A 26,250-nucleotide genomic window follows, 5' to 3' on the forward strand; every position below is an offset into this window, starting at 1 on the left:
GTCTGGCTTGCCAGCGATGCTGACCACCGGGTGCTGCGTCCGATCCCGCATCGCGGGCAAGCCCGCTCCTGCAGACTCAACCCGGTCAACTCTCCCTGTGGGAGTCTGGCTTGCCAGCGATGCTGACCACCGGGTGCTGCGTCCGCCCCCGCATCGCGGGCAAGCCCGCTCCTGCAGACTCAACCTGGTCGATTCTCCCTGTGGGAGCCTGGCTTGCCAGCGATGCTGACCACGGGGTGAAATCAACGCCCCTTAGCCTTGCACTGGGGGGCGTTGGCAGTTTCAGGCGTCGGTCAGTTGCAAGGCGACCCGCCCACGGCATGGGCAATCGTCCATGTAGCGATGGGCCTCTACGAACTCTTCAAAGGGGAACACCCGCACTTCCAGTGGCAACAGCACCCGGTCGGCGGTCAACTGGTTGATCTCGCGCAGCGCCCGTTGCATGGCTTCTTCATCCTGGGCAATGCCCAGCTCCGGCTTGCCGGTGAAGTTACCGATACAGTGAACAAAGAACTGGATGTTCTTCTGGAACGCCGCACAGGCCGGGAACGGGGTGTTGTTGCCGCCCTGCAGGCCATACAGCACCAGACTGCCCCGGGGGGCCAGCACATCACCCAGCACCGACATCTGCGGACCGCCAAGGCCGTCAAGTACAACGTCGACCCCTTTGTTGTCAGTGATCTTGTTGATTTGCATCAGCAAGTCCTGCTCCTCGGTGACTATGACCTTGTCTGCACCCAGGGCCAGCAAACCTTCACGCTCTGCAGCATCCCGGGTCGCCGCAATGACCTTGACCCCCAACGCCTTGCCCAGCTGCACGAACGAAGGCCCTGCGCAGTGGCTGGCATCGGTGATCAGCACGGTCTGGCCGGGTTTGACCCGCGCCAGATCGACATAGGCAAAGTAGGCGATCAGCAAAGGCGTGTAATGCACACTGGCCTCAACCGGGGTCAGGACATCCGGGTAGCGAGTGAGGGCCGAACGCGGCATCACGATCAGCTCGCCATAGGTGGGATAGTCGTTGGCACTCTGGCCGGGAAAGCTGGCGACCTTGTCACCCACCGCCAGATCCTCCACACCGGCACCTACGGCAGTGACAATACCGGCCATCTCATGGCCGATACCTGCAGGCAAGCGGGCCTGGCTCGGGGCCAGGTTCTGCCGCCAGAGCACGTCATACCAGCTGATACCAATAGCCTGGACACGCACCTGCACTTCCCCGGCCGCAGGCGCAGCGACCTCGTGCTCTTCGCACGTGAGTACCTCGGCCGGGCCAAACTTGTGAAAACGGATCGTGCGCGACATTACAAACCTCGCCTAATTAATCGCTAATGCCACGGACTTTATCCGGGCTTTGTGCGCAAGACTAACAGACAGCATTAATAGTCGACATGCCTGACATTGATCCGCAGGCATTTTGTCCGCTGGCAAACAGCACTGCGGCCAGTAAAAACGCAGAAAGCCAATCTACCGTGTGTCGATTTACGAGTTTTGCCAGTAAGATCCGTTACCTACCTCACCGTTGAACCGCCTGTGAAGCCTGCCAGATGAACCGTAACGACTTGCGTCGCGTCGATCTGAATTTGCTGATCGTCTTCGAAACCCTGATGCATGAGCGCAGTGTGACCCGCGCCGCCGAGAAACTGTTTCTGGGGCAACCGGCAATCAGTGCGGCACTTTCACGCCTGCGCAACCTGTTCGACGACCCTTTGTTTGTGCGCACTGGGCGCAGCATGGAGCCTACGGCCCGGGCGATCGAGATTTTTGCCCTGCTGTCTCCGGCCCTGGATTCAATTTCCACGGCCGTGAGCCGCGCCTCGGAGTTCAACCCGGCCACCAGCACCTCGGTATTCCGGATTGGCCTGTCAGATGATGTGGAATTTGCGCTGCTGCCCATGCTGCTCAAGCGCTTGCGGGCAGAAGCGCCGGGGATCGTGCTGGTGGTGCGCCGGGTCAACTACATCCTGATGCCGCCGCTGCTGGCCTCCGGTGAAATTTCCGTGGGTGTCAGCTATACCAGCGACCTGCCGGCCAATGCCAAGCGCAAGGTATTGCGCCGCAGCAAGCCCAAACTGTTGCGCGCCGACACAGTCCCCGGCCCGTTAAGCCTGGATGACTTCTGTGCCCGGCCCCATGCCCTGGTTTCATTTGCCGGCGACCTCAGCGGCTTTATGGACACCGAGCTGGAAAAAATGGGCCGCAAGCGCCACGTCGTGCTGGCCGTACCGCAGTTCAACGGCCTGAGTACCCTGCTCGCCGGCACCGATATCATCGCCACCGTGCCGGATTACACCGCCGAAGCCCTGACCGCCGCCGGCGGCGTTCGCGCCGAAGACCCGCCGCTGGACACCCCGGCCTTTGAATTGCACATGGCATGGCGCGGCGCCCAGGACAACGACCCCGGGGAGCGCTGGTTGCGCTCGCGAATTCAGATGTTTTTTGGGGACCCCGATAGCCTGTAATGGAGTTCCATTAAATTCCATAAAACTATTTTACAACAACGAATTATTGATAGTTTAAGTCCGCTGCCGTCTGTCTAAATCCAATGAATTCCACGACTCATGGGGGCATAATTGGGGGCAAATTTAGGTTCCTTAAAAAGGATGCCCCCACCGATGCCCCCAGATAATGCGGTTGTTTTCAAACGAAAACTCAGCGATGCCTTGGTCCGCTCACTGACCGAACCCGGCAAACACGCCGATGGCGAAGTCCCTGGCCTCTACTTGGAGGTAAGGGCGTCGAGCAAGGTCGGCAAATCCCCTTCCAAGTTCTGGCGCTTGAAGTATCGGCTGCATGGCAAGGAAAACCGCTTCTCAATCGGCGCTTACCCCGAAATCGGCCTGAAAGAAGCGCGCGACATTGCCCGCGGTGCACGCCGCGACGTGGCTAACCACACCGCTCCGCTCAAGGCCAAGACCGCCAAAATCGAGGCGCAACTCCTCAACGAGGTGCGCACCTTCGAGTATGTAGCCAAGCAATGGTTGGCATTCAAGTCTGCCGAACTGGTGACTAAATCCATCTCAGGGTTTAGCGGAGCGCTGAACAACCACATCTTGCCTGCCATTGGTAAAAAACCGGTCAGCGAGATCAAGCTGGAGCACATCACCACGATCATTACCGAGCTGCGCCGCCAGCGCACCATGGCCATGGCCCGGCGCGTGCGCACCATCATCCGTGCCGTCCTGGGCTTTGCCGAGGGGCGCGGCTGGGTGGAACGCAACGTGGCGCTCAGCAACATTGAGGAGTTGAAGATCCGCCATGTCGTGACCAGCAACCCGGCGATCGAAAGGCCAGCCGACCTGGGCAGGTTTCTGCTGCGCCTGGATGAATGCAGCAACGGCAGCGTTGCCACCGCAATGCGCCTGCTGGTCATGTTGCCGGTCCGCCCTGGCGAACTGGTGCAGATGCGCTGGGAAGATGTCGACTTGGTGGGCGCCGATTGGCGTTATGTGGTGAGCAAGACCAAGCACCTGGACAAGAGCAAACACATAGTGCCGTTGCCTGAGCAAGCCTTGGTTCTGTTACGCGAGCTACATAAAGCCCGCGTGGTGGATGAAGAAGGCAAAGGCTGGGTGTTCGTCTCGCCGGTCTATCCCGGACGCCCCATAAATCCGACCTCCATGCTCAAGTCCTTTCAGCGCATCTGGCCGGAGTACGACATCACTGCCCACGGCTTTCGAGCCACCTATCGCACCATTGCCCATGAGCACTTAGGTATTGATCCAATAGTGCTCGAGCTATCGTTATCCCACCGGATGCCTGGTGCGCTTGGAGCTGTGTATGCCCGCGCGCAATTATTAGTGCAACGCCGGGAGGCGGCTCAACAATGGGCGAACTACCTAGACCAGTTGCGGCAAAACGCGGCGCGAGTGACGACAGATTGACGATACCGCGAAAACAATCATGAGATTGGAGCGGGAAACGGGACTAGAACCTAGTCTCTAACATTTTGATTTAAAAAGGTTTTCCTTGCTTCCTACCTCAGGAGTGGACGCTATTCTGGCCCATTGGCAAGTCCTATACCAAGTTTTTTCCATTGATGGCCACAGACGGCCAACAACAACCATGACTCACCCTTCGCACGCCCCTGAGGCGAGTCGTTCGTGGAGGGGCAATAAGACCTCGTTGCCCCAACGAGACGGTCGCTCGGCCGTGCATGTGAGGGCGCCATGACAGGCCAGTCCTCATCCTCAGACCAGCTCAGCTCGTAACGCAACGTCTCGGCGATTGCCTGCAGCGATCTGCGCTCTGCAAAGCACCAACGCGCACGACTGCGGCCCGCCCCACCGATCGAGCACCTGTGGCAACTGCAGGGTCACGCAGCGACGCCGATAGGATCAACACTTCAGTTCAGGAAGCAGTCACACGATTGCGGCGTGTCAACTTCGGCTGCGTCAAAACTTGTGGACTGCATCACACAGCGGTTCACCGAAACCACTACCAGTGCGCGAATAACAGTGCACCGCCCGCTGTCAAAGAGCATGTCAACAAGCAAAAAGGAAGATACAGCATGAGGATACGTCACCTGCGCTATTTCCTTATCGTCGCTGAAGAACAAAGCTTTGCTCGTGCAGCGGCCAGAGTTCACATCGAACCTTCCCCGTTGTCCAGAGCCATAAGAGATCTTGAGTCCTATCTCGGTGTCCGACTGCTCCATCGCACCAAGGGGCGTATACAGCTGACTTGGCCTGGGGAGATTTTCCGTGAAGAGGCTCGCCGCGTACTTGCCTACATGGATAACGCCCTGACACGAGTGCAGTCAGCGTCTCAGGGCTATCGTGGCCGGGTACGCATCGGCATCGCCGACAGTCTCGCTCAGCCTCGGCTGACACAGCTGCTGGCTCGATGCCGTGAAGTGGAGCCTGCCACCGAGATTCGGATCGTTGAAATGACCGTCAACGAGATGCACAAAGCGCTCTTACACGACGAGATAGATGCGGGTTTCACTGTCGACAGCACAGTAGCCACCAATGGCCTTACAAAGTTTAGGGTTTGGGCCGAACGCCCTGCCATTGCTATTCCCACTCACCATCCGCTGCTTTCCTTGGATAAAGTGCCTCTTGGGGAAGCACTCCGGTACCCCCTGATTCTTTGCCATCCTGAACGTTGCGCCGGCGGACGTAATGTCATTAATCATTGGTTCGAGGACGACTCGCTGCCCTCTCCCAACATTGCTGAACATGTTTCTGGTCATGAGCCCATGATGATGCTGGTGGCCGCGGGCTATGGCATTGGTATCGGGTTGGAATCGCAGCTTTCCATTTACAAACACCCTGACGTCATTGTTCGGCCGGTTATCGACGATATCCCCGACACGGCAACATTCATCGTTGTACCGGACAGGCTAATTCCAGCAGAACTGGAGCGCTTCATTAAAAGAGCGCAACAAATCGGGGAAGCATGACCGATGCGTGAGCAAGAATGATCACTCCATCCTCAGTTCTAGACTCTCACATTAAGTTCCATACATTTTTGTCTGGAGCACGACCCAAATATCCCCTTCATCGTCGCAAGATAAAGGGGATAGCCTTTGAGTTCAGTTGGTGTGCACCGGCTCATGCCGAAGCGCGCTAGCTTGTAGCGCTTGTCAATCGCAACCTACCGTTACTGACGGACATTTTTTGTCGCCCGCATGACAAAAAATGCCGCGCCCACTCGCGCATAGATTAAACAGCGAGCGTCCGCCAGACGGACTATTTATCAAGACGCCAAACCTTTTAACAGTGTCAGTTCCACGGATAGTGTTGGCCGCAATGCTTTGCCTCGCAGCCGGATGAAGGAACATCAATACGGTGGTCAGTACCGTCCTATTGTTTGATGTGCTTCAGGGGTGGCAGCGATTCAATACGGGTCAACCCGAGAAGTGCCACTGAGCATTAAGGAGTGACCGCTATGCCTGAACAGAACCCTGCTCCGGCCCCGGAGCGACGCATCCTTCGCCGCCCGGAAGTTGAGGCCAAGACAGGCTTCAAGCGCGCCTATCTTTACAGCCTCATGAAGGCGGGCCAATTCCCCAAAGCCATAAAACTTGGCGTCCGCGCCGTTGGTTGGGACTCCACAGAGATCGACCAGTGGATCACTGACCGTCTTAAAGAACGCGTCTGACTTAGCTCCCCATTCCTTGCCGAAGAGGAGCAAGCCATGCAGGTGATTTCTGTTATCTCGACCAAGGGCGGCGTAGGAAAAACCACGGTCGCCGCCAACCTCGGCGGTTTCATTGCTGATGCCGGCCTGAGGGTCCTGCTACTCGACCTGGATATGCAGCCCACATTGTCCTCGTACTACGAGCTTACCCGTCGCGCGCCGTGCGGGATCTATGAGCTGCTGGCATGCAACGAACGCGACATTGCGCGACTGGTATCGCGTACCGTCATAGAGCGGCTGGATGTCATTTTGTCCAATGACCAGCATCGGCAACTGAATACCCTGTTGCTGCATGCACCGGACGGACGGCTTCGACTGCGTCATCTTCTGCCAGTGTTCCAGCCTCATTACGATCTGGTGCTACTCGATACTCAAGGAGCTCGCAGTGTGCTGCTCGAGATGGCGGTGCTTGCCTCCGAGCAGGCGATCTCGCCCGTCACGCCCGAAATCCTCGCCGCGCGTGAAATGCGCCGAGGCACTCTGCAGCTCATCGAAGACATCGCCCCCTATCGGCATCTGGGCATTAACCCGCCACACCTTCATCTCCTGCTCAACCGCGTACCCGCGGTGTCAGCCAATGCAAAGCTGATCCAGCAGACACTGCGTTTGATCTTCCGAGAGCAGGAAGGGGTTCATGTCATGCGTACCGAGATCCCCGCGATAGAGGCATTTCCTCGAGCGGCAACGCGTGGTTTGCCGGTCCATCGGGTTGAGCACCGACGGCCCACTGGCCGAGTTGCTGCAGCCGCACTGGACATTGTGCGCGGGTTGGCCAGCGAACTGTGTCCGCAATGGCAGGAACAGTTCGCCCTGGTCACCGGAAAGTTTGAGGGGAGACACTCTCATGTCAAACGCCCATGAACTGGCCCGTGGCCACAAGCGACTACTTCCGCTGATTCAACATGCCCTGAGCGAGGGTTGGAATGTCTCCCGGACACCTGGCGGGCACCTCAAATTCGTCAAGCCGGGCTTACCACCGATTTATACCAGCGCGACAGCCAGCGATCACCGGGCAGAACGCAATGCACGCGCCATGCTGCGTCGCACACAACGCCACGCCACGGTGGTCGAGCACCCCGATCAAGAGGGAGCCGACCATGACTGATGCCTCCCTGCAAGAGATGGCCAACAAACTGATGAGCGACGGCTTCGGACACTCCGGAGCGGTTGCAGAAACGCTAACAGACCCGATCGCCGATACGCCAATGGTGGTGACGTTGGACCAGTTGCGCCCCTACGAGCTGGATCCGAGGCTGACGCGTAATCCGCTGTACGAGGAAATCAAAGCCTCCATCCGCCAGCGAGGACTGGACGCTCCGCCACCGATCACCCGTCGCCCCGGTGCCGATCACTACATCATTCGTAACGGCGGCAACACGCGCCTGGCGATACTGCGCGATCTGTGGAGTGAGACCAAGGACGGGCGATTCTTCCGTATCGGCTGCCTGTTCCGCCCCTGGCCAGAGCGCGGTGAGATCGTCGCCCTGACGGGACATCTGGCCGAGAACGAACTTCACGGTAGCCTGTCGTTTATCGAACGAGCTCTGGGTGTCGAAAAAGTCCGTGAGCTCTATGAACACGAGGATGGTAAATCGCTGTCGCAATCGGAGCTTGCCCGACGCCTCAAGGCTGATGGCTACCCCGTACCCCAGCCCCACATCAGCCGCATGCAGGAGGCCGTCCAGTTCCTGCTGCCAGCGATACCGAGCGTGCTCTATGCCGGCTTGGGACGCCCCCAAGTCGAGCAACTGACTTACCTGCGTAGAGCCGGCTCCAGGATCTGGGACGCGCGCGCCACCAAGAACAGTCTAAGCATTGATTTTGCAACGCTGTTCCAGGATGTCCTGATGGTATTTGACTCCCCAGGGAGTTTTACGGCGCAGCGGGTGCAAGATGAGCTGATCGGCCAGATGTCCGAGTTGCTCGGGGTGGACTATGACACACTGGTGTTCGAAATCACCGATTCCGAAAAGCGCTGGCAGTTGCTTACTAGTGAACCGAACACACCGCCAGGTACGGAGACCACAGGGTCGGTCTCCACGACCAAGCCAACATCTCCATCCGTAGTCGCACCGGCCACGTCATCATCCACACCGCGGGTAGCAGAGGCACCCAGGATACCGGCAAGCGATACCCTTTCGATTCAAGAGGGGCCTGCGACACATCCTCCGGCCGACGTGAATGACGATCAATATGCTAAGGACGATCACTCGGCCTTACTTCAGGAGCATATTGTCTCACCTGCCCAGACCACCGAGCGCCTACAGTCGATCCAACGATTGGTGACCGACCATGTCGGCGAGACGCCACCTGATTTCGAAACCAGCGTGCTGCAGGCCATCCCTGTTCAGGCAGGCGGTCTCTACCCCATCTCGGATGTCTGGTACATCGACCCCGGCCTCGATACGCCGGATCGGCTGCGCGTCCACATCGCTCAGTTCGCGCGTGAGATCGCCAACGATGCGGGTCTGGAAGAGGTCATTGTCGCCTGCGACGAGGGCATCGGCTTCACATGCGCGGAAATATCTGCCGATGCGAACACGCACTTAAATCTCCGTGGTGCATTACTGCTGCTGCATAGCCTGAGCGTTCCCTACCAGCCGGACCGGACTCCGCCTTTACGGATGCCCGGGGATTTGGGCGCTCTTCTGCTGGGGCTGGAACACATCCCTTCATCACAACCTACCGCTAGATTGAGCGATACGAGCCTGGTGAAGCTTTTCCGCTTGGTGCGACTCGGCCGGCGACTGCTGGACATCGAGGCGGGCATCACTGATGGCGATGCCGCCCTGAACGGATCATGAGGGCGCCGACCATGCCCGAACCGCATCCGCTCAATCAGGCCGTCATCGCGCAAGCGCTCCACGATTTGCGCAATGGCCAGTTGCGCCGGGCCAAGTCCATGGGGTTCGACGACGCTGCTCTGGATGCACTCAAGCATCCGGCCATGGCCAGCCTCCTGGCCAACGCCACCGTCTCATGGTGTTCCGTGAGCGTAAACTCGGAAGTGCTGCGACGCCTTCTGAGCCAGGTGGAGGATCTCGCACGGGAAATCGAGGAGATCGATCGGCTCCTGCGACTGGGCGCGAGCACAGAACTCATCAGCAAGTTCTACGGTTTGACCCACCAGGAAATCGCCCTCAGGCGCGATGTCATCAGGCTACCGAAACGCAAGGGCCGGCATCCGGTCCTGACAGAGGAGCAGGACTCTGATCTCTGGCATCGCTGGTCAGCGACCGTTAAAGGGCGGGGCACTGAGCTGACCGACGACATGACAATGCTTGCCATTACAGCCGATCTTGCGGAATCTACGGGCCTGCCCATCTCAGTCATTTGGAGCGCTATCCGAGGGTGGATTGATGAAGGGCTGATCTGATGGGCAGTCCACGCCATTCACGCGGTCCCGTATTGCTGGGGGAGCTGTTCGACCAGGCGCTGCAGCACATGCAGCCTCCCCCTACCATGGCGCCGGCATCAGCACCAGCAGCTCCGTCTGATGGGTTCATCTTCAGCGGTAATCGGCATGACAGCGTGCCCCGTGCGTTGTTGCTGGACAATCGACTGACCCCGCTTGAGCGAAACGCCTGGCAAGTCTTCCGTCTGCTGCTCAATGATGACGGGATCACGGCCTTTCCCACTTATGACCAGCTCGCTCCCTGGCTGGCCTCAATGCCCTGTACGACGCGCGCATCCCATGAAACTGTCGCCCGCGCGCTGACCCTGCTAAGGCTTACGCGCTGGATCAGCTTAGTGCGTCGCCGGCGTGACCCGAAGACCGGACGGATATTGGGCAACCTCTATGTGTTGCACGATGAACCCCTGACGCCCTATGAAGCCATCCAGCTCGACGCCGATTACCTGAGGCTGGTCAGCCGGTCCTTAGCCCACGCCAGCAAGTCAATCCAGCGCGTCGGTGTGCATGTGCTGAAAGAGATGACTGAAGATCCGTTGCTCAAAAGCCAACTGCTTCCCACCCGATTGCAGGTACTGTCGCAGCGCCTGGCCGCGCAGGGCTGGGTTCAGACGGCGACTTATCCACAGCCTGGAGATGCCCACAATTCCGAAGAAGGGCCAGAAAGCCTTCTTCGGAATCAGCCGCGTCCGACTTCGGAATCCAAAGCAGGCGAAAAGCCCAGTAAATCCGGCTCACTTCGGAATCCGAAGACCGATAGTACTGTACGTAAAGAAAAACAAATAAAAGAAGTACGTACTGTACCGCGCGCGCACGAGTTGGGAATGCTTCGGCTCCCCGAGCGCTTCCTGGCACTCAAAGCAGAGCAGCAATCAGGCGCACTCGCCGCCCTACAGCCCGTGGATACGCAGTTGCATCAGGCTGTCCTCGACGAATGGGATGCCCGCTGCCAAGCCAGCACGGTACACAATCCCGCCGGGTACTTGTTCGGCATCATCCAGAAAGCCATGCGTGGCGAGTTCCGCGCCTGGGCTGGACAGAAGACAGCCAGCGTCACGACAGCACCAGATTCGCAACCCCCGAAATCACCGCCACCTGCGGACCCCGCCGTGGCACAGGAGAATATCGCCCGTCTGCGGGCACTGATGCGCCTGCCCTGAACGCAGCCGCCCCGGATCTTCTGGATGTCCAGGATGCCATGGCTCGATCTGCCCAAGCGTTGCGGCGGCCTGCGCGTGCGTCCACTGTAGGCCATGGTCGCCTATACCACGGGTATAGCTGAACACGCTGCCTTCCCTACAACGCATCACCTGCAGCTCTGGGTCATCAGCATGGAGGAATCCACCGAAGTCCATAGTCGCCTATACCACTGGTATAGTTGAACACACTGCCTTCCCTTCAATGCATCACCTCCGACCCAAGAGGCATTCGCAGGAAGAGTCCACCGAAGGCTATGGTCGCCTATACCACTGGTATAGCTGAACAGACTGCCTTCCCTGCAACGCATCGCCTGCAGCCCCTGGATCCACTGCAGGAAAAGTCCACCGAAAGCCATGGTCGCCTATACCCCGGGTATAGTTGAACACGCAGCCTTCCAGAAACTGCGAAGGGCAATGGTCACGATATACATCTCGCAGCCGATCAGCCCCGGCGAAGCGCAAGACTTCAGGGCAGCCGTGTGAACGCCTAAACAGGCATTCATGCGGTGCGGTTTGATGACTGACACCCTTCCGGTCAATGCCGATGCTGGCGACTCGTTTCCTTACCGAGAGTCGTCACGATGGCCACCGAACCCGAATCCTCCCTGCAGTTGAACCTTGGGTCACTGCGCAGCGCGATGTCGCTGATGCTGCACACCCATCATGCATCCCGCATCTGGCATGGACGCACGCCCTCCGAGGGTAAACCCGGCATTGTCGGGCTCAACGGCTTTGTCGCCATCATGACCAAGCTCAAGCGCGGCGCCGAGCAGGATGATCCCTACTCCGACTGGTGGATGCTGCGCATTGAGGAGAAGCTCAGCACCACCAAAGAACAGCTTCAGGCCTTACGCGAACAGGTTGATCAGGCACTGGCCGATGTGCCGGCTGCACTCAGCCTGGGCGAGAACCTCAACGTCCAGCCGGTGAAGCTACCGCTGTTCGTGGCCTCGCAACTCGGCTTCATGGCGGTCTATCTGCTGGCCGACTACGACGACCTGGCCCGGCGCCTGATCCTGGCGCATCACACCGCCCTGATCGACCGCAGCACCCTGGAACGCTGGCTCAATGAGGGCGCGCATGCGCTGCGCAGCCTTTTCAGCCTGGCGCAGCAGTATCGCTACTCTGGTACCCAGCGCGACGACTTCGCTGCCAACAATGCCGCGGCGCGCGCCGCCCTGGAGATATACGGTGAACTGCCGCAGGACGTGCTCGAAGGCACACGCCGTTCACGCTTTGCGCCACCGCTTCTGCGTCGCCCTCCTCCGACATCCGCGCCAGGCATGTCGACAGTTTCAGAGGTTGCGCCAGCCAACGACACTGACACCGTTGAACCAGACATATTAAACGAGGAGGACCTGGACGGCGGTACGCCTGCGTCTGTCGACGGTGAGGACCATCCAGCATGATCGCACCCAACCGCTTCTTGGCACTGGAACAGGCGGACTTCCAGAGGCTGGAACACGCAGGCTACCTAAAAGGCCTTTTAAAACCTTTTAAAGGTAATGGGGAGCTTGCGACCTGGGCCAGCCAGTGCGAAGCGCTGCGGGACGATCTGATCGGGCTGGCGCAACGCAAAATACTGGCGCAGGCCCGCAGCCACCCCTTCAACCTGCTTGCCGTGCAACTGGCCCAGCAAACCACCGGCGCAGGCACGACCTTTCTGCGCTGGCGCAACCTCGATCGCTCGCGCATGGGTACTGCTTTGTGGGAGGAGCTGCTAGCCAGCCCCGGCACACCGGCATCGCTGATCGACGACCTCTACGCCATCGAGGTGCAGCGCATCGTGCTGAACCTGCAGATCAGCCTCACTCACAGCATCGCCCGGCAAACCTCGGCATGCGCCAGCAAACTGGCACACGTCGAACGGGCTTACCAACGGCGTATCCACCCCATCCCCCCCAAGGAGTCACACTCATGAGCACGCATTTCTACGGCGAGGGCAATATCGGCTCTGCGCCAGATTTTCGCGAGTTTCCAAACGGCAACAACGAGCCGCGCAGGTTGTTGCGCCTGAATGTCTATTTCGACAACCCCGTGCCTACCAAGGAGGGTTTTGAAGATCGCGGCGGGTTCTGGGCACCGGTCGAGATTTGGCATCGCGATGCCGAACGCTGGGCAACGCTGTATCAGAAGGGTATGCGCGTATTGGTCGAAGGTCGGGCGGTGAAAGACGATTGGGAGGATGCGGATGAAAACGAGCGTGTGACCTTCAAGATCGAAGCGCGCCGCGCTGGCATCCTGCCTTATCGCCTTGAGTCTGTCGTGCTCGGGGCCAAGCCCGCTGCAGCGGAGCCAGCCGAGAACGAGTGATCATTCCCGCCCTGCATGCACCTTTCCGGCTGAGCGATTGCGCCAACCACCAGTCGCTCACCGGGCAACAGCCAGCGTCCATGGAGTTCCACTGAGATCCACAGTTCGCGGCACATGGAGAAGCACATGGAGAACCAACCTACGCCCTCCATTCGCTGCCCCACGGCTTCCAGCTACTCTTGCAGACTCTCCTCGCTTGCCACATCAGTCCAGATTCGTCGCGATATGGAATACAAGCTTGAGCGGTTCCTTACTGTCCACGATCTGGTACATCACATCCCGTTTGCTTCTGGGCAACGTTTTCGCACAGCGCTTCGCCGTATCACGCACGGCTGCATCGGTGCCGTGAATAGTCGCCGCCAACAGCAGCACCAGGTATGCATCGGTAAGCGTCTTCGCCATCACAATCTCATTGCAGGTCATTTTTGAACTGACGCTCATCCGGTTGCATAGCGTCCTACCTATCTCGGAGTCATGTCAAGTTGTTCCACTGACGTCCACCGTGGTCGCTGTCAGCGATGCGTGACAATACGGTCGCGGCTCTGACGTACGACCTGCTCGACTCTTCTGAAAACACCCTTTCATAGCGCAAACGTCGACCGGTCACGCCCACTCCCGCTGAATACGGCGCAACAGGGGTTCGGTTTGGCTTTCGACATGCACGGTGATCGCAGGCATCAATGATCGCGTGTCCACCCTCCCCCAGGGACGGCGCATTTATCCCAGTTCTGACCTGAAGTCATGAGGAGGCCCCATGCGTTTGCCCTTCGAGCTCGATCCGCAGATCATCCATCACATCATTTACAGCCAGGCGGGCTCCATCGGCAAAGCCATCATCGAGTTGCTGATGAACTCGGTCGATGCCAGGGCCAGTGCCGTGCATCTTTCGTTGTCCCGCACCGGCTTCACCTGCAGCGACGACGGCCAGGGCTTTGCCCGCCGCGAAGATGTCGTTCGGTACTTCGGTCGTTTCGGCACGCCACACGATGAAGGCGACGCCACCTACGGCCGTTTCCGGCTCGGACGCGGCCAGATCATGGCCCATGCCACAACAGTCTGGCGTTCTAACGCCTGGATGATGACCGTCGATACACGGGCGATGGGCTATCACTACGATCTTGACGAACTCCACGACGCGTCGCCGGGCTGCTCGATCTCTGGCGACTGGTACGAAGTCCTGAGTGATGCGGAGCTGATGTCGACCATCCAGGAGGTTCGGGACCTGGTGCGTTACACCCCCGTCAGTGTTGAGCTGAATGGCCAGCGCATCACACGCGATCCCCGCACCGAGCGCTGGGATGCTGAGGACGAATGCGCCTGGTATCGCGTGAAAGCGGACGGTGCTGTCTCCATCTACAACCAGGGCGTACTGGTACGTCACGATCCCGCTCACACGTGGGGCGCGGGCGGCCTCATCGTTTCCAAAAAGGCCATCGGCCTGAACGTGTCCCGTACCGAAATCCTGCGCAAGACCTGCCCGGTGTGGAAATCAATTGCCAGACAATTTGGCCATATGGCTGACCAGATGGCGTCCCGTCTTGGTGACCACCGTAAAACCGAGGCTCGCCGTGAAAAATCCGCGCGGGCATTGCTTTCGGGTGATGCCAACATCGTTCAAATCTACTCCTGGGAAGAGGTCGTCACGCTTCTGCCCGGCAAACGGCACGTGTCGTTGGAGGGCTTTCTGCGCAAATGCCGCTATAGCCATAACCAGCGGCAAGGTGGCAGGTTCGCGGTCGTCGACAACGTCTTCGATGTCCCGAAGGGTGAAGCCATCGCCCGCGAAGGTATCGTCGTGATCGTTCACCCCACCACACTCGACCGCTTCGGCTGCTACAACGCACAGGACTTTGTCGACTGCATCATTCGGATCCAGGGGAACCTGAAACAGGACGTGGAGCAGAACGGCACACAGTACGGGTGGCTCAATGGTTTCTACGTTCCGGACTTGCTCTCTTTCTCAACACTGCGCGACGCGTTCATTGAGCGGACTCGTATCGTGACGGAAAAAGATGCGCTCGATCGCGAAACACGCCGCGCCTGGACGGCGTTGCGCTGGTGCCTGCATCACTACGCCGCCCTGTGCACGGGTGGCCGGTCTGCGTACGTCGGGCAGGTCCGTGACGGTAAATCACTTCACATTCTTCTCGGGCAGTCCAACATCGCCCAGGCGTGGACCGACGGCAGCAGTTACATCGCCGTCGACGTCACCCTTGTGAAGCGGCTCAAATCGAGTCCACTCAGGACCGCGGCCTACATCTTTACCCTCATCGAGCACGAGGTTGCCCACGAAGGCGACAGCCTCGACTGCGGCCACGATGAAGCGTTTTATCAGCGCTTCCATGACCTCGCCCTGCAGCACAGCGAGCAACGCCAGCGCTACATGCACATGTGGCTGATGAAGTACACCATGAGCCTGGAGGGAGAAGGGAGGCGTGCGCGCGGCGAGGTCTGGCGCGAACGCTTTCTGGTCGACCGTGCCGGCAGCGACCGCGAGAAGCGCGGCCTACCGCCGACCATCGAAGATGTCACCAACGACCCTGTCGTGGTCGGAGCGATTCCAGGTGAAAACATGGCCTTCATTGACTATCAGAACACGCGTCTTGTCGGTGCGGGCACCAGCCCTGCGCCCGCCGACTGGACGGAAGTCCTGTCACGTGCCGAGGCAGATCAGAAACACATCGCCGCGCAGCTTCTTGCTGCCTCGGCGAAACGTGCCGCAGCGCAACGCCAGCAAGACGAGGACGAGGACGAGACCGCGTATTGGGCCGAGAACGATGCCTTTGAGAAAGCCCAGACCGAGGCCGAAGAGGCTGCACGGCGTCGATTCGCCACGCTATTCAATGTACAGGTTGAAGAAGTCCATCCTGACGCACTGTGCTACCTGATGCGTGAGGATCTGAGCGCTGACCAGCTTCATGCCCTGTGGACTGCAAAGCCCTGGGAGGCTGACGACCAGGAACACTCAGGCGATGACGAATTTGAAGACTGCGACCTCAAATTCGCCGACCTGCCCGATGATCCTCAAGGAGCTTCTCGTGGTGGCCCGACAGCGCACTTTTCCGAAGACCTACAGGCACTGATCCGTCCCAGGGAGACAGCATGGACGCTTGAGCGCAATGCGGCCGCTGCTGGCTTCTGTTGTGTGGGTGACTATCTGAAGTGGCGTGAAGAACCGGATGCCTGATCCGAGGGCGGCTGTAGCAGTCGATGGTCGCCTTCAATGCGCCAGAGCCTGTGGGCCTGCAAAGCACCGGCCTCTACCAAACACCTCTATTATACCCAGGGTATAGCGCCATGGACGTCCACTGAGTTCCACGCGCGCGCCCGAAACGAAGCGCCTTCTCTGGCGATCTCCTCAACTACCCTGGACTCAACTGCCGCAATCCTGCCTCTCAGTGCCAACAAGCCGGTCATTGTCGAATCCACCTTGTTTGCTGTCTCTCGCGCTCTCCCCGGACATGCTGGTACTCATTCGATGGATACCACTCTATTTCCGAGGAGGCTGCATGCGCTTGTATCTGTGCGAGAAGCCTTCGCAAGGCAAAGACATTGCCCGCGTGCTGGGTGCGAAACAGCGCGGAACTGGCTGCTACAACGGACCAGGAATTGTCGTGACCTGGTGCATCGGTCACCTGATCGAAGCCGCACCACCAGAAGCCTACGGCGAACAGTACAAACGCTGGTCGATCGAACAGCTCCCCATTCTTCCCGAGCGCTGGCGCAGCGAGGTCAAGGTCTCTACTGCCGCGCAATTCAAGGTCGTCAAACAGTTGCTCGGCCAGGCCAGCGAGCTGGTGATTGCCACCGATGCCGATCGCGAAGGCGAGATGATCGCTCGCGAGATTATCGAGCTATGCGGCTACCGTGGCTCCATTCAACGGCTGTGGCTGTCGGCACTGAATGACGCCTCCATTCGCAAGGCACTGGGCGCGCTCAAGCCGTCGAATGAGACCCTGCCGCTGTATTACTCGGCACTCGCCCGCTCTCGCGCCGATTGGTTGATCGGCATGAACCTCAGCCGATTGTTCACGGTGCTCGGCCGCCAAGCCGGCTACCAGGGCGTCCTCTCAGTCGGTCGTGTGCAGACGCCGACGCTGCGTCTTGTGGTGGATCGCGACCGCGAGATCGCCCGGTTCGTGTCTGTTCCGTTTTGGTCCGGCGAAGTGCAGCTGTCGCACGCCGGCAATTCTTTCACCGCGAACTGGATACCGCCCGATGCCACCACAGACACTGCAGGTCGGTGCCTGGACCAACGAACCGCCCAGCAGGCAGTAAGCAAAATCGGCGGCGCTCGTGAGGCTAAGGTGCTGTCGGTGGAAACCGAGCGGGTCCGCGAAGTCGCGCCTCTCCCGTTCGACCTCGGCACGCTGCAGGAAGTCTGCTCGCGCCAGTTTGGTCTCGACGTGCAAGAAACACTGGACATCGCGCAAGCGCTGTACGAGACGCACAAGGCGACCACCTATCCCCGCTCGGATTCCGGCTACTTGCCGGAGAGCATGCTGGCCGAAGTGCCGACAGTGCTCAACGCCATGCTTGCCAGCGATCCCGGCCTGCGCCCATTGTTCGACCAACTCGACCGCACCCAACGCTCACGCGCCTGGAACGATGCGAAAGTCACTGCTCACCATGGCATCATTCCCACGCTGGAACCGACCAACCTTTCTGCCATGTCGGAGAAGCAGCGGGTCGTTTATCGGCTCATCCGTTCGTATTACCTGGCGCAATTTCTACCTCACCATGAATTCGACAGAACAGTCGCCACGTTGTCAGCCGGCGGCCAGACACTGCAGGCGACGGGTAAGCAGGTTGCCGTCCTGGGATGGCAACGGGCGCTAATCAACAGCGGGCCGGGCACACCCGACGGTGCGGACGATGAGCCCGCCCAACGCAGCCAGATCCTGCCGCCGCTATCCGAGGGTACACATTGCCAAGTCGGCTCTGTCGATCTGAAAGCGCTGAAAACACTGCCATCCAAGCCGTTCACGCAGGGGGAGTTGATCAAAGCTATGAAGGGTGTCGCCAAACTGGTGACAGACCCACGCCTGAAACAGAAGTTGAAGGAAACCACGGGCATCGGCACCGAGGCCACCCGAGCAAACATTATCAATGGCTTGTTGAGCCGAAGCTACCTGATCAAAAAAGGTCGATCCGTCCGCGCCTCCGACGCAGCTTTCACTCTGATCGACGCTGTGCCGGCTGCGATTGCCGACCCGGGCACGACCGCCATTTGGGAACAGGCGTTGGACATGATCGAAACCGGCCAGTTGACCCTGGACACCTTCATTGCGAAACAGTCGGCCTGGATCACGCAACTGATCCAGCAGTACAGCGGCACCACCCTGGCGATCCGGATCCCGGGAGGCCCTGCCTGCCCTCTGTGCGGCGGCGCTACACGCCAGCGAACTGGAAAAACCGGTCCCTTTTGGTCGTGCAACCGTTATCCCGACTGTAACGGCACCGTAGCGTTCGAATCGTCCGGTGGCAAACGAGCCGCTCCGCGCAAGCGGCGGACCGCTCCCAGAGCTTCCTGAAACCTGCCAGACACGTCCTGCCCCAGCCGTGCTTTCCAGCGGTTGTCAGGCATGGCCCCGCTACCCGCGGGGCGTCCCAAGCATGCCCCCGCCTTCTGCAATGGCATGTACCTCGCCAGCGGCTCGTGTCGCCGGGAGGATTGAAGGTGCTTTCCTGGCCGGCTGCATCCGTAGCCTACTGATCGGCACTCTCTACGTCCGGCCCGAAGGGTCTCCTGGCGCCTCGCCCGCGAGATGCCAGGAGACCCTTCGGGGACGACGGTGTTCGCCCCCGGTGCCCGCCGGTGAAACAACGGGCTCCTTTTGTGCGCGGATGTGCGCCGAAAAATATCGACCCCAACCACGAAACGGGTCGGGTGCGATCTGCTCCAGCGACAGGCGTTGACGACGGCCAAGTCCCTGCGACAGCCACAGGTGGTTTCTCTGTCCCCCGCTGGAGGCGTGCAGCCTCCGGCGCCTTGTTCCTTCCTCTCCTTCCTCAGCTTGCACACCGTCAGCTCGTCGGGCCGGCCGGCATCGGGCGATTTCGCCCAAACAGAACAGGAGCTGCCGTGCAGTCGTTGATGTCACCTCCGGTAATCTCGAAAGCCACAGGCAAGCCATGCGCATCAACAGCCAGGTGGATCTTGCTCGTATGGCCAGCGCGACTTTTGCCGATCGCTTCAGGCTGACCACTGGCCGCACCGGCACTGTGCTGATGAGCCTTTACATAGGTGCCGTCGATGAATGCCCACTCAAAGTCGGGCTCCTCGAGCAAAGCGTTGAAAACGCTGAGCCACTTGCCGGCCGCCGACCAGGCGTTGAAGCGTTTGTAGACCGAGTTCCAGCAGCCGAAGGCGCGGGGCAGGTCTCGCCAGGGACAGCTCACGCGCATTCGGTAAAGCATTCCCTCAACTGTCATCCGCAGATGTGGCTTGTGATAAATCGCTTGTTGAAGCAGAATTTTTTCCAGCTTCGGCCAAAGCTCGTCACTGAGCATCAATCGGGGCATTGCAAACCCGCAGGATTTTTCAGAAGGAAGCGTTATCAAGATAACGCCTCCCAGGGCTAGCATCTCAGGCAATGGGGATCAATGGATCCGCCGCCGCCCACGCTACATCACGGTTGGCGGCCGGAGGGTAGATCCACACAGTGTTGATCTGCGTCTTGAGCGATTTGCCTTCCTGCCGGGTCAACTTGACCTGGCGATCCCATCCTTCGGTGTAGACCGCACCCCAGCCCCCCAAGTCCAGGCAGGTGACGTACTTGGGCTGACTGTACGAGGTCGGATCCACACCTAAAATCTGCGCGGCAACGTTGTTGCCAGCGTGGCGGCCCAGGACGATGGCGTGCTGGCAAGTCATCAGTGCATGGTTGCCAAGGTCATCGGTGGCGGCGTAAGCAACATCGCCGGTGGCAAAGATGTCTTGCTGGCCGATGACTTTCAGGTGGGAATCCACATGCAGACGACCGAGGAAATCGCGTTCACCTGGGATCTGCTCGGTCAGCGAGCTGGCCCGCACACCAGTGGTCCAGACCACGGTCTTCGCTTCAATACGCTGGCCATCGTCAAGGGTTACCCCATTTTCATCGACTGCTACCACAGACGATTTCAAGCGCCATTTCACCCCTAGCTCATCGCTGGCCTCGGCGATCGACCTACTGATTTCGGCCCCCATTGACGCCCCGACTTTTTCACTACGATCCACGATGATCACTTCTATGTCCGCATGATCACCTAGTATGGCCCGCAGACGAGCCGGCATTTCGGTCGCCGTTTCAATGCCAGTGAAGCCGCCGCCAGCAACCACTACAGTATTGCGGCCTTTGCTTTCTGGAAGGCCTGCCAGGGACTTGAGGTGGTTCTCCAAACGTACGGCTTGCTCGATCTGGTCCACATCGAAGGCGTATTCCGCCACACCTTGAGTGTTGGGCATCGCGAGCCGGCTGCCAGTGGCTAGAACAAGTTTGTCGTAGCTGCGCACTTGCTTGGTGCCAGAGGTATCGATGTAACCGACATATTTTTGCTGAACGTCGATGGTCTCTGCGGCTCCCTTGATGAACTTGACACCTACCGCATCGAACAGCTCGCCAATCGGCGCGACCAGTCGGTGCGCATCAGGCTCGTAAAAACGCGGACGGACGCGCAACTCGGCCTGAGGGGCCAGCACGGTCACTTCAACGTCGTTGTGACCATGAATGTCGAACAGGCGCGTGGCACTCAAAGCCGTCCACATACCACCGAAACCTGCGCCAATAATCAGAATCTGCTGTTTCATTTTTAACCCCTGGTGGGAAGTCATGAATTCGTTAAAGAGTCACGCTTATCGGTAGCGGACGTGAAGCCGGAGCAAGGCGATCTTGGAAGACAGCCACCGTAGAAGCTCGAGAAACAACGACTATATTGGTCGTAGTTTTCAATGGCAAGATATTTTTCATGAGCCATCCGAGCGAATTTCTGAAGAAAATTTTTGAGCATTGGCTACTCAATACAATATTTTCACCACAAAATTAGGCGTGTAAGTGACTTTTAAAGGTAGAAAGGCGCATGTCACAGCGTGCGAGGATCGTTGCCCCCCTCACTGATCGCTGTTAATATATGCGACTAATTAGGTCGGAGATCTAAATGTCTCTTTACAGCGCGGGCGTTGAGTACGGCATTCATTGCCTGATTTTTTTGGTGGGCGATGGCGGCGAAAGCCGTGAGGCGAGCGTGCGTGATCTTGCAGAATTGCAAGGCGTACCTCTGGATTACCTGGCGAAGATTTTCACCAAGCTGGCTAAGTCCAAACTGGTCGTAGCAACGGAAGGCGTGCGCGGAGGGTTCAAGCTGTCGAGGCCTTCTGACGAAATCAGCATTCTTGATATCGTCAACGCTATCGACGGTCAGAAGCTCATTTTTGATTGCCGAGAGATTCGCGGCCGTTGTGCCCTGTTCGAAGGCTCTCCGCCTGCCTGGGCGCTAGACGGCCATTGCTCGGTTCACGCGGCGATGATGACGGCACAGAAACGCATGGAAGAAGCCCTCGCCCAACAAACCATTCTTGATCTTGCAAGAAAGGTCGGACGAAAATCTCCAACTGACTTCCCGGCCCAGGTAGGCAGATGGATAAACGATCGTCGAGAAAAGAAAAGCAGCGCGCAGACTGCTGACGACCGGACCATCCAAGTGACCAACATTTCGGACTGAGTAATCGGCGGTCTCAAGGAGCAAGTGCAACACTTGATGTAAGGGGTTGCCATGTCTACCCAAACCGCCAGAGATGCCTTAACAGTTTCCATATGGAGGACATCAACCAACTCAACATCTATTTAGTTGAGTTATAAGTCAATGGTGAAGCGCCCTCTTTTGGTGATCGTTTTGTAATATCCGATAACTGTCAGACTCGGATGCGTAATTGCATGGACTTGACCACCCATTTGCATTCGACTTGACCAGGCGTTTGCATCCGACTTGACCAGTGCACATCGTATCCATGACTGGCTAAAGTCGACCCAACGCGGCCCCTCATCAATGCGCCATCCACATTGAGTGTCCCACTTAAAAAGATCCGTGCTCGTTGGAACACCGGGTAGCAGTCGGCGTAAGGCAGATATTGAGTAAACTGGTGATAGGGGAAATGACAGCGTGTGCGAGCGTGGGGGCCGTTTTACTTTTACCCCACAGCCAGGCAAAACAGGGTGGCGGGGACGGGGCGAAACTTGAAACATCATCTGTAATGATATGAAACCGATCAGATGTCAGCCAAATTCTGTGATCACATATTGCAAATTTTATACCATTGACCGCTAATGGCAGTTTAATTGATTTGCGCGAACAAAGTGATTTGGTTTGACTTGGTCGTGCTCTACATCGTTGATATCAATATGGTGCTTATTCGGTTTGACGATTGATATCAATATATGAGCAAGTCAGCATGAGGCATTTCAATGGCTCAGAAGTTGAATTTTTATATTGACAGCTATTGCTTTATTTGACATCCACCAATACCATATTCTGAGTTTCACAACGCTTGGAAAATAATATGAAAATCAACCAGTTACACGCAATTTCTACCGTTCCGGTATTTTTCTCTGGGGCTTGGATCCTGTACTCATATATGCATCACAGTCCCACCGAACCAGTGAACCCAGCGTTGTTGGCCGCGGGGTCGTATTATTCAGTGGGAAATAAATTGGAAAGTCAACCTGGTGCCAAGCCCGATAAGTATGATGCGGCGATCTATATCAAACCTGATGACAAAGGCAATGAACTGTTGGTAATCAAAGGGTATGTTACCAGCCCAAGCATCACAGCACCGAATGCTGTCTTAGACTTTTATCCTGAGGGTGAAAAATGCTATGGCGGTAATTTCGTACTTATTCAAGCTAGCGGGTCTGCTACTGTGAATTTAGAACTTAGGTCAAGTTATCTCGGATGCGAAGTAGTTAATCAGCTTCAAAGCGGACTTAAGCTGAAGCGTCTCACAAACTAACGTCGAACCTTGCGAGTTGCCCTGCAACAATTGGTAACCCGTATGTTCGAACTCTTTAACACCTGCAGCTAGCCCTGAAGACCAGCCCCTTTACCTTTCAATACAGCCTTCGACAGGCAGGCCAGTGGGGCTCAAAGGACTCCTAATCAAGTTCAGAGAGAAGGTCGAGGCCCACGCTTAAGGTCAAGTGGCCGGGCTGCGCACTGGGTTTGATCTAGATGCATGTGATTAGCTGCTTTTGGCCCAGAGTGTGCATCTGCGCGTTTTTATACACTCTGGGCCAAAAGCCGTCGGTCACGAAGGGCTGCTTCCTGCCGATTGTGTTGAAAAAGTCGGTCCTTCCAGGATGCGCACGTACTGACTGCTGAAAATGCCTTTTTTGCGCGCAGCTACGCGAAATCTTAGCCCGGAATCCTCTGCTCAAAGTAAAGATTTCAATCTCAGACGCGTACTTTTCTGCCGTGGAAACCATGGCCGACTTTTTCAACAAAATCTGCCAAAAGCTATCACTCGCAAGTGGCCGTTCTGACCATTTTAGCCGGTATAAAAAGACCGGACGACCCATGGTGACATTTCGCGGAGGGTCGCTGACAGTATCAGAACCTGCCCAATTACAGCTCCTTGTTGAGGACGCTCAATTACGATGGCCCTTGGCCTCTGCCTCCTTCTCCACGTCGTGGATGTACTCTTCTCCCGATCGCACCTTTTCCAAGATATCTTTGCAAGCTTCCGAATAACGGTGGGACTGAACTTCTGCCCCGTTCATGATCGCGCAGTGATACTTATTGTCGAATCTCTTGAGATCGACTCCAGTGGTTTCAGCAATCGTCCTCAGTAAGCGATCGCAAGCATGCCAAGCCTGGTATCCCATCGCCTGACCCAGAGTGGTTAATGTATAAGGAAAGTTAAGGTTGAATGCTAGGCCGTCGGCGCCATCGGCAATGCCGTATAGTTTAGCTAATTCCCCATCGGCCTCCGTCACGTTGGCCAGCACTTTGTAATCGACCTGAATAGGGTTTCTGGGAATGTCAGTCCGCACGAGCTGGTAGGTACGGGCGAGCAAAGCTCTCAGTAATCTAGGGTTCACATTCTTCAGCGCTTCATTTGCTCCGAAAGCTGAATAGACCCAACTAAAATCATTGGCGACGACACTTTTTATGATCACACTGCGATGATCAGAAACTGGAATAAGCCTCTCACGGCGAGGGTACTCTTCAGATAGATCGCGATTCTCCCACTCCAAAATGTAAATATTCGGGATTAGCTTGCCGTCTTCCGACAGAATTTCGTCAATATCCGCAAGAATTGTTTTAATGTTCGGGTCTTCAGCTCTATATCCAATGAACACTAATGGGTGTTCAGCGAAAAAAGCTAAAAGCTTGGCTGAGAGATACTTCTTACGCTTGACGAACTCCTCATAGTCAGTTCGCGTTAGTACGATGCTTTCGGGTTGAGAGACGCATCCATGGATCTTGAAAATCTCTCCGAAACTCGAATGGTTAGCATAAAGGATACGTTGCCCCACAATAGCTTCATAATCGGGGAAGATGCCCTCCAGTAGCTCATCGTAATTGGTGGTAATTACAGAGTGTGGCCGAATCTTCTTCAGCAGTTCGATCTCATCCGGTAGGCCAGGCTTTCCAGTTGCCAGAAGCTCTTTGAGAATCTTCGTCACCGTGTATTTGATGTAAACCTGCGGCGAGCTCGTTTCTTCATACAGCTCCTTTGGGAACTGCTCTTGACCAGCCCCCCACGCCCAATCGTTGTATCTGTCAGAGAATTCAGTGCCAATGTCCACAAAGTCGGGGTAGCGTTGTTTGTAGTAGGCAAACTGTCGTGCAATCTCTGGACAGCGCGCCGCTAGCTCCTTCAATAGTTCCTCCCAGCTAGGGCCCTTTAGGTAGCGCTTCGTGAAGCCTGACCCTACGAACAATATGGGCTGGCAGGCCATATCTCCTATACAGGTTTTGATATCCTCAGTTACATCTTCAACGTATTTCGCGTAGTCCCTAGGCATCCCGCTTCCCTCTATTGGCAGTAATGGCATAACGTCATATCGCATTTCTTGGATTGTCTTTCAAGGGGAAAGAAACGGCTTGCGAGCTCATGTGCAACTGGATACGGAGCCAATCGCTATTGTTGCTATTAGTGGAAGACAGCTACTGGCTGCTTTTGGCCGACAGCTTCCGGTTATGAGCGAAAAACATCAGCCTTTTCGGTGATGGATTGGAACTGCTATTACTGTAGGCCCTGTACTCCTTGCCCTACAGAGCCGACCTGAAACCTGCGTACCAACACTACTTCTACACAGTGACGTCTTTCCCCTAACGGCAGACGGCAGTCGGCCAGAAACTGCCTCTCAATAGTGTCTATAGCGGTACTCATCTCCTGACGGACCTCAGTTTACGACATAGAAGCGTCTACGAAACCCGGGGCGATTCATTGTGCCCTTGCATACTTTCAATATGCAGGTGGAGCAAAAGAGAGCGCAACATTTAATATGAACCTTCTGCGCGCCAATTGAGGAACCGACACACACCCTCTATGTCTGGGTAAATTGACTTTGAGGTAACACCGCAGCGCTCCAGGGTCATCAGGAAATCGACCTTGTCCTTACCCGCAATCACATACTCCCTCAGATACTTTTGGACGTCAGGGTTTTTTTCCAGCGAGACGAACTTTCCAGACTTTTCAGAAAACCTGTGGGCAGTAAAGTAGCCAGACTGCGCGATAATCCTGTCGTTGCTAAGATTCGGGTGAATCACCCTGGTTTTTCGTTGACTGAAGGGACTACCCTTGAGCGATGGCAGCATTAGCGAATGAGCTTCTAGGGTGTAGACATAGCAGTCATCTGGACCCCTACTGCTGCAGGCAAACCAAATTGCAGCTAAGGCATTCGACGTCCAGTCTAGCAACCTAGTTTTCATACCGAAGTGCTGAGCCAAAACAAGCATGTCCCAGTCGTTGTCGATGTCGACGTAGCTGGGAATCATCGTTAGCCCATGCCTTCTCAGGTCTCCTAGCATCGACTTTTCGACAGCGCTTGTGTTCTTGGTGGGATCTTTACGAGCAATACCAGGAAGCAGGTTGCCTCGCTTTGACTGGCCACGAAATAGTACTGTCCCACCCAACAAGTCATAAACGCTCAGACGCTCAAGAAATTCCGGCACATCTTTGATCGGAATTGAATTCAT

The 26,250-nt window shown here is 57.1% G+C and carries 21 protein-coding genes and 1 pseudogene; 16 read left to right on the plus strand and 6 right to left on the minus strand.

Going from position 1 to position 26,250, the window contains the following annotated elements:
- Window positions 1-282 precede the first annotated feature (282 nt).
- Window positions 283-1,305: a zinc-dependent alcohol dehydrogenase family protein gene (locus WG29040_RS01415; RefSeq protein ID WP_127195441.1), complete on the minus strand. Its 1,023-nt coding sequence runs from the start codon at window positions 1,303-1,305 to the stop codon at window positions 283-285.
- Window positions 1,306-1,547: 242 nt separating this feature from the next.
- Here WG29040_RS01415 and WG29040_RS01420 point away from each other — a divergent pair, with 242 nt between their 5' ends.
- The 12 genes from WG29040_RS01420 to WG29040_RS01475 all read left to right on the plus strand — a co-directional run bounded on the left by WG29040_RS01420 (window position 1,548) and on the right by WG29040_RS01475 (window position 13,068).
- Entirely contained in the window at window positions 1,548-2,462 is a 915-nt protein-coding gene (locus WG29040_RS01420) for a LysR family transcriptional regulator (RefSeq protein WP_127195442.1), read from the plus strand.
- 153 nt (window positions 2,463-2,615) lie between these two features.
- On the plus strand, window positions 2,616-3,884 hold the full coding sequence (locus WG29040_RS01425; RefSeq protein ID WP_127195443.1) for a site-specific integrase: 1,269 nt from the start codon (window positions 2,616-2,618) through the stop codon (window positions 3,882-3,884).
- Window positions 3,885-4,510: 626 nt separating this feature from the next.
- Window positions 4,511-5,404: a LysR family transcriptional regulator gene (locus WG29040_RS01430; protein ID WP_127195444.1), complete on the plus strand. Its 894-nt coding sequence runs from the start codon at window positions 4,511-4,513 to the stop codon at window positions 5,402-5,404.
- A 488-nt stretch (window positions 5,405-5,892) separates the two neighbouring features.
- Window positions 5,893-6,105, plus strand: coding sequence for an AlpA family transcriptional regulator (locus WG29040_RS01435; RefSeq protein WP_127195445.1), 213 nt, complete (start codon window positions 5,893-5,895; stop codon window positions 6,103-6,105).
- Between the two features lie 36 nt (window positions 6,106-6,141).
- On the plus strand, window positions 6,142-7,005 hold the full coding sequence (locus tag WG29040_RS01440; RefSeq protein ID WP_127195446.1) for a ParA family protein: 864 nt from the start codon (window positions 6,142-6,144) through the stop codon (window positions 7,003-7,005).
- Entirely contained in the window at window positions 6,989-7,249 is a 261-nt protein-coding gene (locus WG29040_RS01445; protein ID WP_127195447.1) for a type II toxin-antitoxin system HicA family toxin, read from the plus strand. The genes WG29040_RS01440 and WG29040_RS01445 overlap by 17 nt, the downstream gene beginning before the upstream one ends.
- On the plus strand, window positions 7,242-8,948 hold the full coding sequence (locus tag WG29040_RS01450; protein ID WP_127195448.1) for a ParB family protein: 1,707 nt from the start codon (window positions 7,242-7,244) through the stop codon (window positions 8,946-8,948). The genes WG29040_RS01445 and WG29040_RS01450 overlap by 8 nt, the downstream gene beginning before the upstream one ends.
- An 11-nt stretch (window positions 8,949-8,959) precedes the next feature.
- Window positions 8,960-9,520 carry a DUF2857 domain-containing protein gene (locus WG29040_RS01455; protein WP_127195449.1) on the plus strand — a complete coding sequence of 187 codons (561 nt, stop codon included), beginning with the start codon at window positions 8,960-8,962 and terminating at the stop codon, window positions 9,518-9,520.
- Window positions 9,520-10,716 (plus strand): STY4528 family pathogenicity island replication protein, encoded by a 1,197-nt coding sequence (locus WG29040_RS01460; RefSeq protein ID WP_127195450.1) that lies wholly within the window; start codon window positions 9,520-9,522, stop codon window positions 10,714-10,716. Before WG29040_RS01455 ends, WG29040_RS01460 begins: the two co-directional genes overlap by 1 nt.
- 620 nt (window positions 10,717-11,336) lie before the next feature.
- Window positions 11,337-12,164 (plus strand): PFL_4669 family integrating conjugative element protein, encoded by an 828-nt coding sequence (locus tag WG29040_RS01465; RefSeq protein ID WP_127195451.1) that lies wholly within the window; start codon window positions 11,337-11,339, stop codon window positions 12,162-12,164.
- Window positions 12,161-12,676, plus strand: coding sequence for a DUF3158 family protein (locus WG29040_RS01470; RefSeq protein WP_127195452.1), 516 nt, complete (start codon window positions 12,161-12,163; stop codon window positions 12,674-12,676). The genes WG29040_RS01465 and WG29040_RS01470 overlap by 4 nt, the downstream gene beginning before the upstream one ends.
- Complete coding sequence (locus WG29040_RS01475) at window positions 12,673-13,068, plus strand: single-stranded DNA-binding protein (RefSeq protein WP_127195453.1); 396 nt, start codon at window positions 12,673-12,675, stop codon at window positions 13,066-13,068. Before WG29040_RS01470 ends, WG29040_RS01475 begins: the two co-directional genes overlap by 4 nt.
- Before the next feature lie 204 nt (window positions 13,069-13,272).
- Here the strand turns inward: WG29040_RS01475 and WG29040_RS01480 are convergent, their stop codons facing one another.
- A complete protein-coding gene (locus WG29040_RS01480; protein ID WP_256681500.1) occupies window positions 13,273-13,470 on the minus strand; it encodes a hypothetical protein in 198 nt (65 codons plus the stop codon).
- Between the two features lie 352 nt (window positions 13,471-13,822).
- On the opposite strand from WG29040_RS01480, the gene WG29040_RS01485 reads away from it, so the two are divergent.
- Both WG29040_RS01485 and WG29040_RS01490 read left to right on the plus strand, forming a co-directional pair.
- Window positions 13,823-16,255, plus strand: coding sequence for an ATP-binding protein (locus tag WG29040_RS01485; RefSeq protein WP_127195454.1), 2,433 nt, complete (start codon window positions 13,823-13,825; stop codon window positions 16,253-16,255).
- 322 nt (window positions 16,256-16,577) lie between these two features.
- The gene (locus WG29040_RS01490) at window positions 16,578-18,602 is read left to right on the plus strand and encodes a DNA topoisomerase III (protein ID WP_127195455.1); all 2,025 of its coding nucleotides are present in this window, start codon (window positions 16,578-16,580) and stop codon (window positions 18,600-18,602) included.
- Window positions 18,603-19,128: 526 nt separating this feature from the next.
- Here WG29040_RS01490 and WG29040_RS01495 read toward each other — a convergent pair.
- Window positions 19,129-19,593, minus strand: a pseudogene (locus WG29040_RS01495) (IS5 family transposase); the annotation flags it as partial.
- A gap of 64 nt (window positions 19,594-19,657) precedes the next feature.
- On the minus strand, window positions 19,658-20,860 hold the full coding sequence (locus tag WG29040_RS01500) for an NAD(P)/FAD-dependent oxidoreductase (RefSeq protein WP_127195456.1): 1,203 nt from the start codon (window positions 20,858-20,860) through the stop codon (window positions 19,658-19,660).
- Between the two features lie 347 nt (window positions 20,861-21,207).
- Here WG29040_RS01500 and WG29040_RS01505 point away from each other — a divergent pair, with 347 nt between their 5' ends.
- Both WG29040_RS01505 and WG29040_RS01510 read left to right on the plus strand, forming a co-directional pair.
- Window positions 21,208-21,771, plus strand: a complete 564-nt coding sequence (locus tag WG29040_RS01505) for an Rrf2 family transcriptional regulator (protein ID WP_127195457.1) — start codon at window positions 21,208-21,210, stop codon at window positions 21,769-21,771.
- Window positions 21,772-22,606: 835 nt separating this feature from the next.
- Window positions 22,607-23,056 carry a hypothetical protein gene (locus WG29040_RS01510; protein ID WP_127195458.1) on the plus strand — a complete coding sequence of 150 codons (450 nt, stop codon included), beginning with the start codon at window positions 22,607-22,609 and terminating at the stop codon, window positions 23,054-23,056.
- 634 nt (window positions 23,057-23,690) lie between these two features.
- Here WG29040_RS01510 and WG29040_RS01520 read toward each other — a convergent pair.
- Together WG29040_RS01520 and WG29040_RS01525 are read right to left on the minus strand one after the other, a co-directional pair.
- Window positions 23,691-25,073 carry an SIR2 family protein gene (locus WG29040_RS01520; protein WP_127195459.1) on the minus strand — a complete coding sequence of 461 codons (1,383 nt, stop codon included), beginning with the start codon at window positions 25,071-25,073 and terminating at the stop codon, window positions 23,691-23,693.
- A gap of 478 nt (window positions 25,074-25,551) precedes the next feature.
- Window positions 25,552-26,250, minus strand: a complete 699-nt coding sequence (locus WG29040_RS01525; RefSeq protein ID WP_127195460.1) for an FRG domain-containing protein — start codon at window positions 26,248-26,250, stop codon at window positions 25,552-25,554.

The sequence above is a fragment of the Pseudomonas sp. PAMC 29040 genome (assembly GCF_003994535.1).
Lineage (GTDB): Bacteria > Pseudomonadota > Gammaproteobacteria > Pseudomonadales > Pseudomonadaceae > Aquipseudomonas > Aquipseudomonas paraversuta.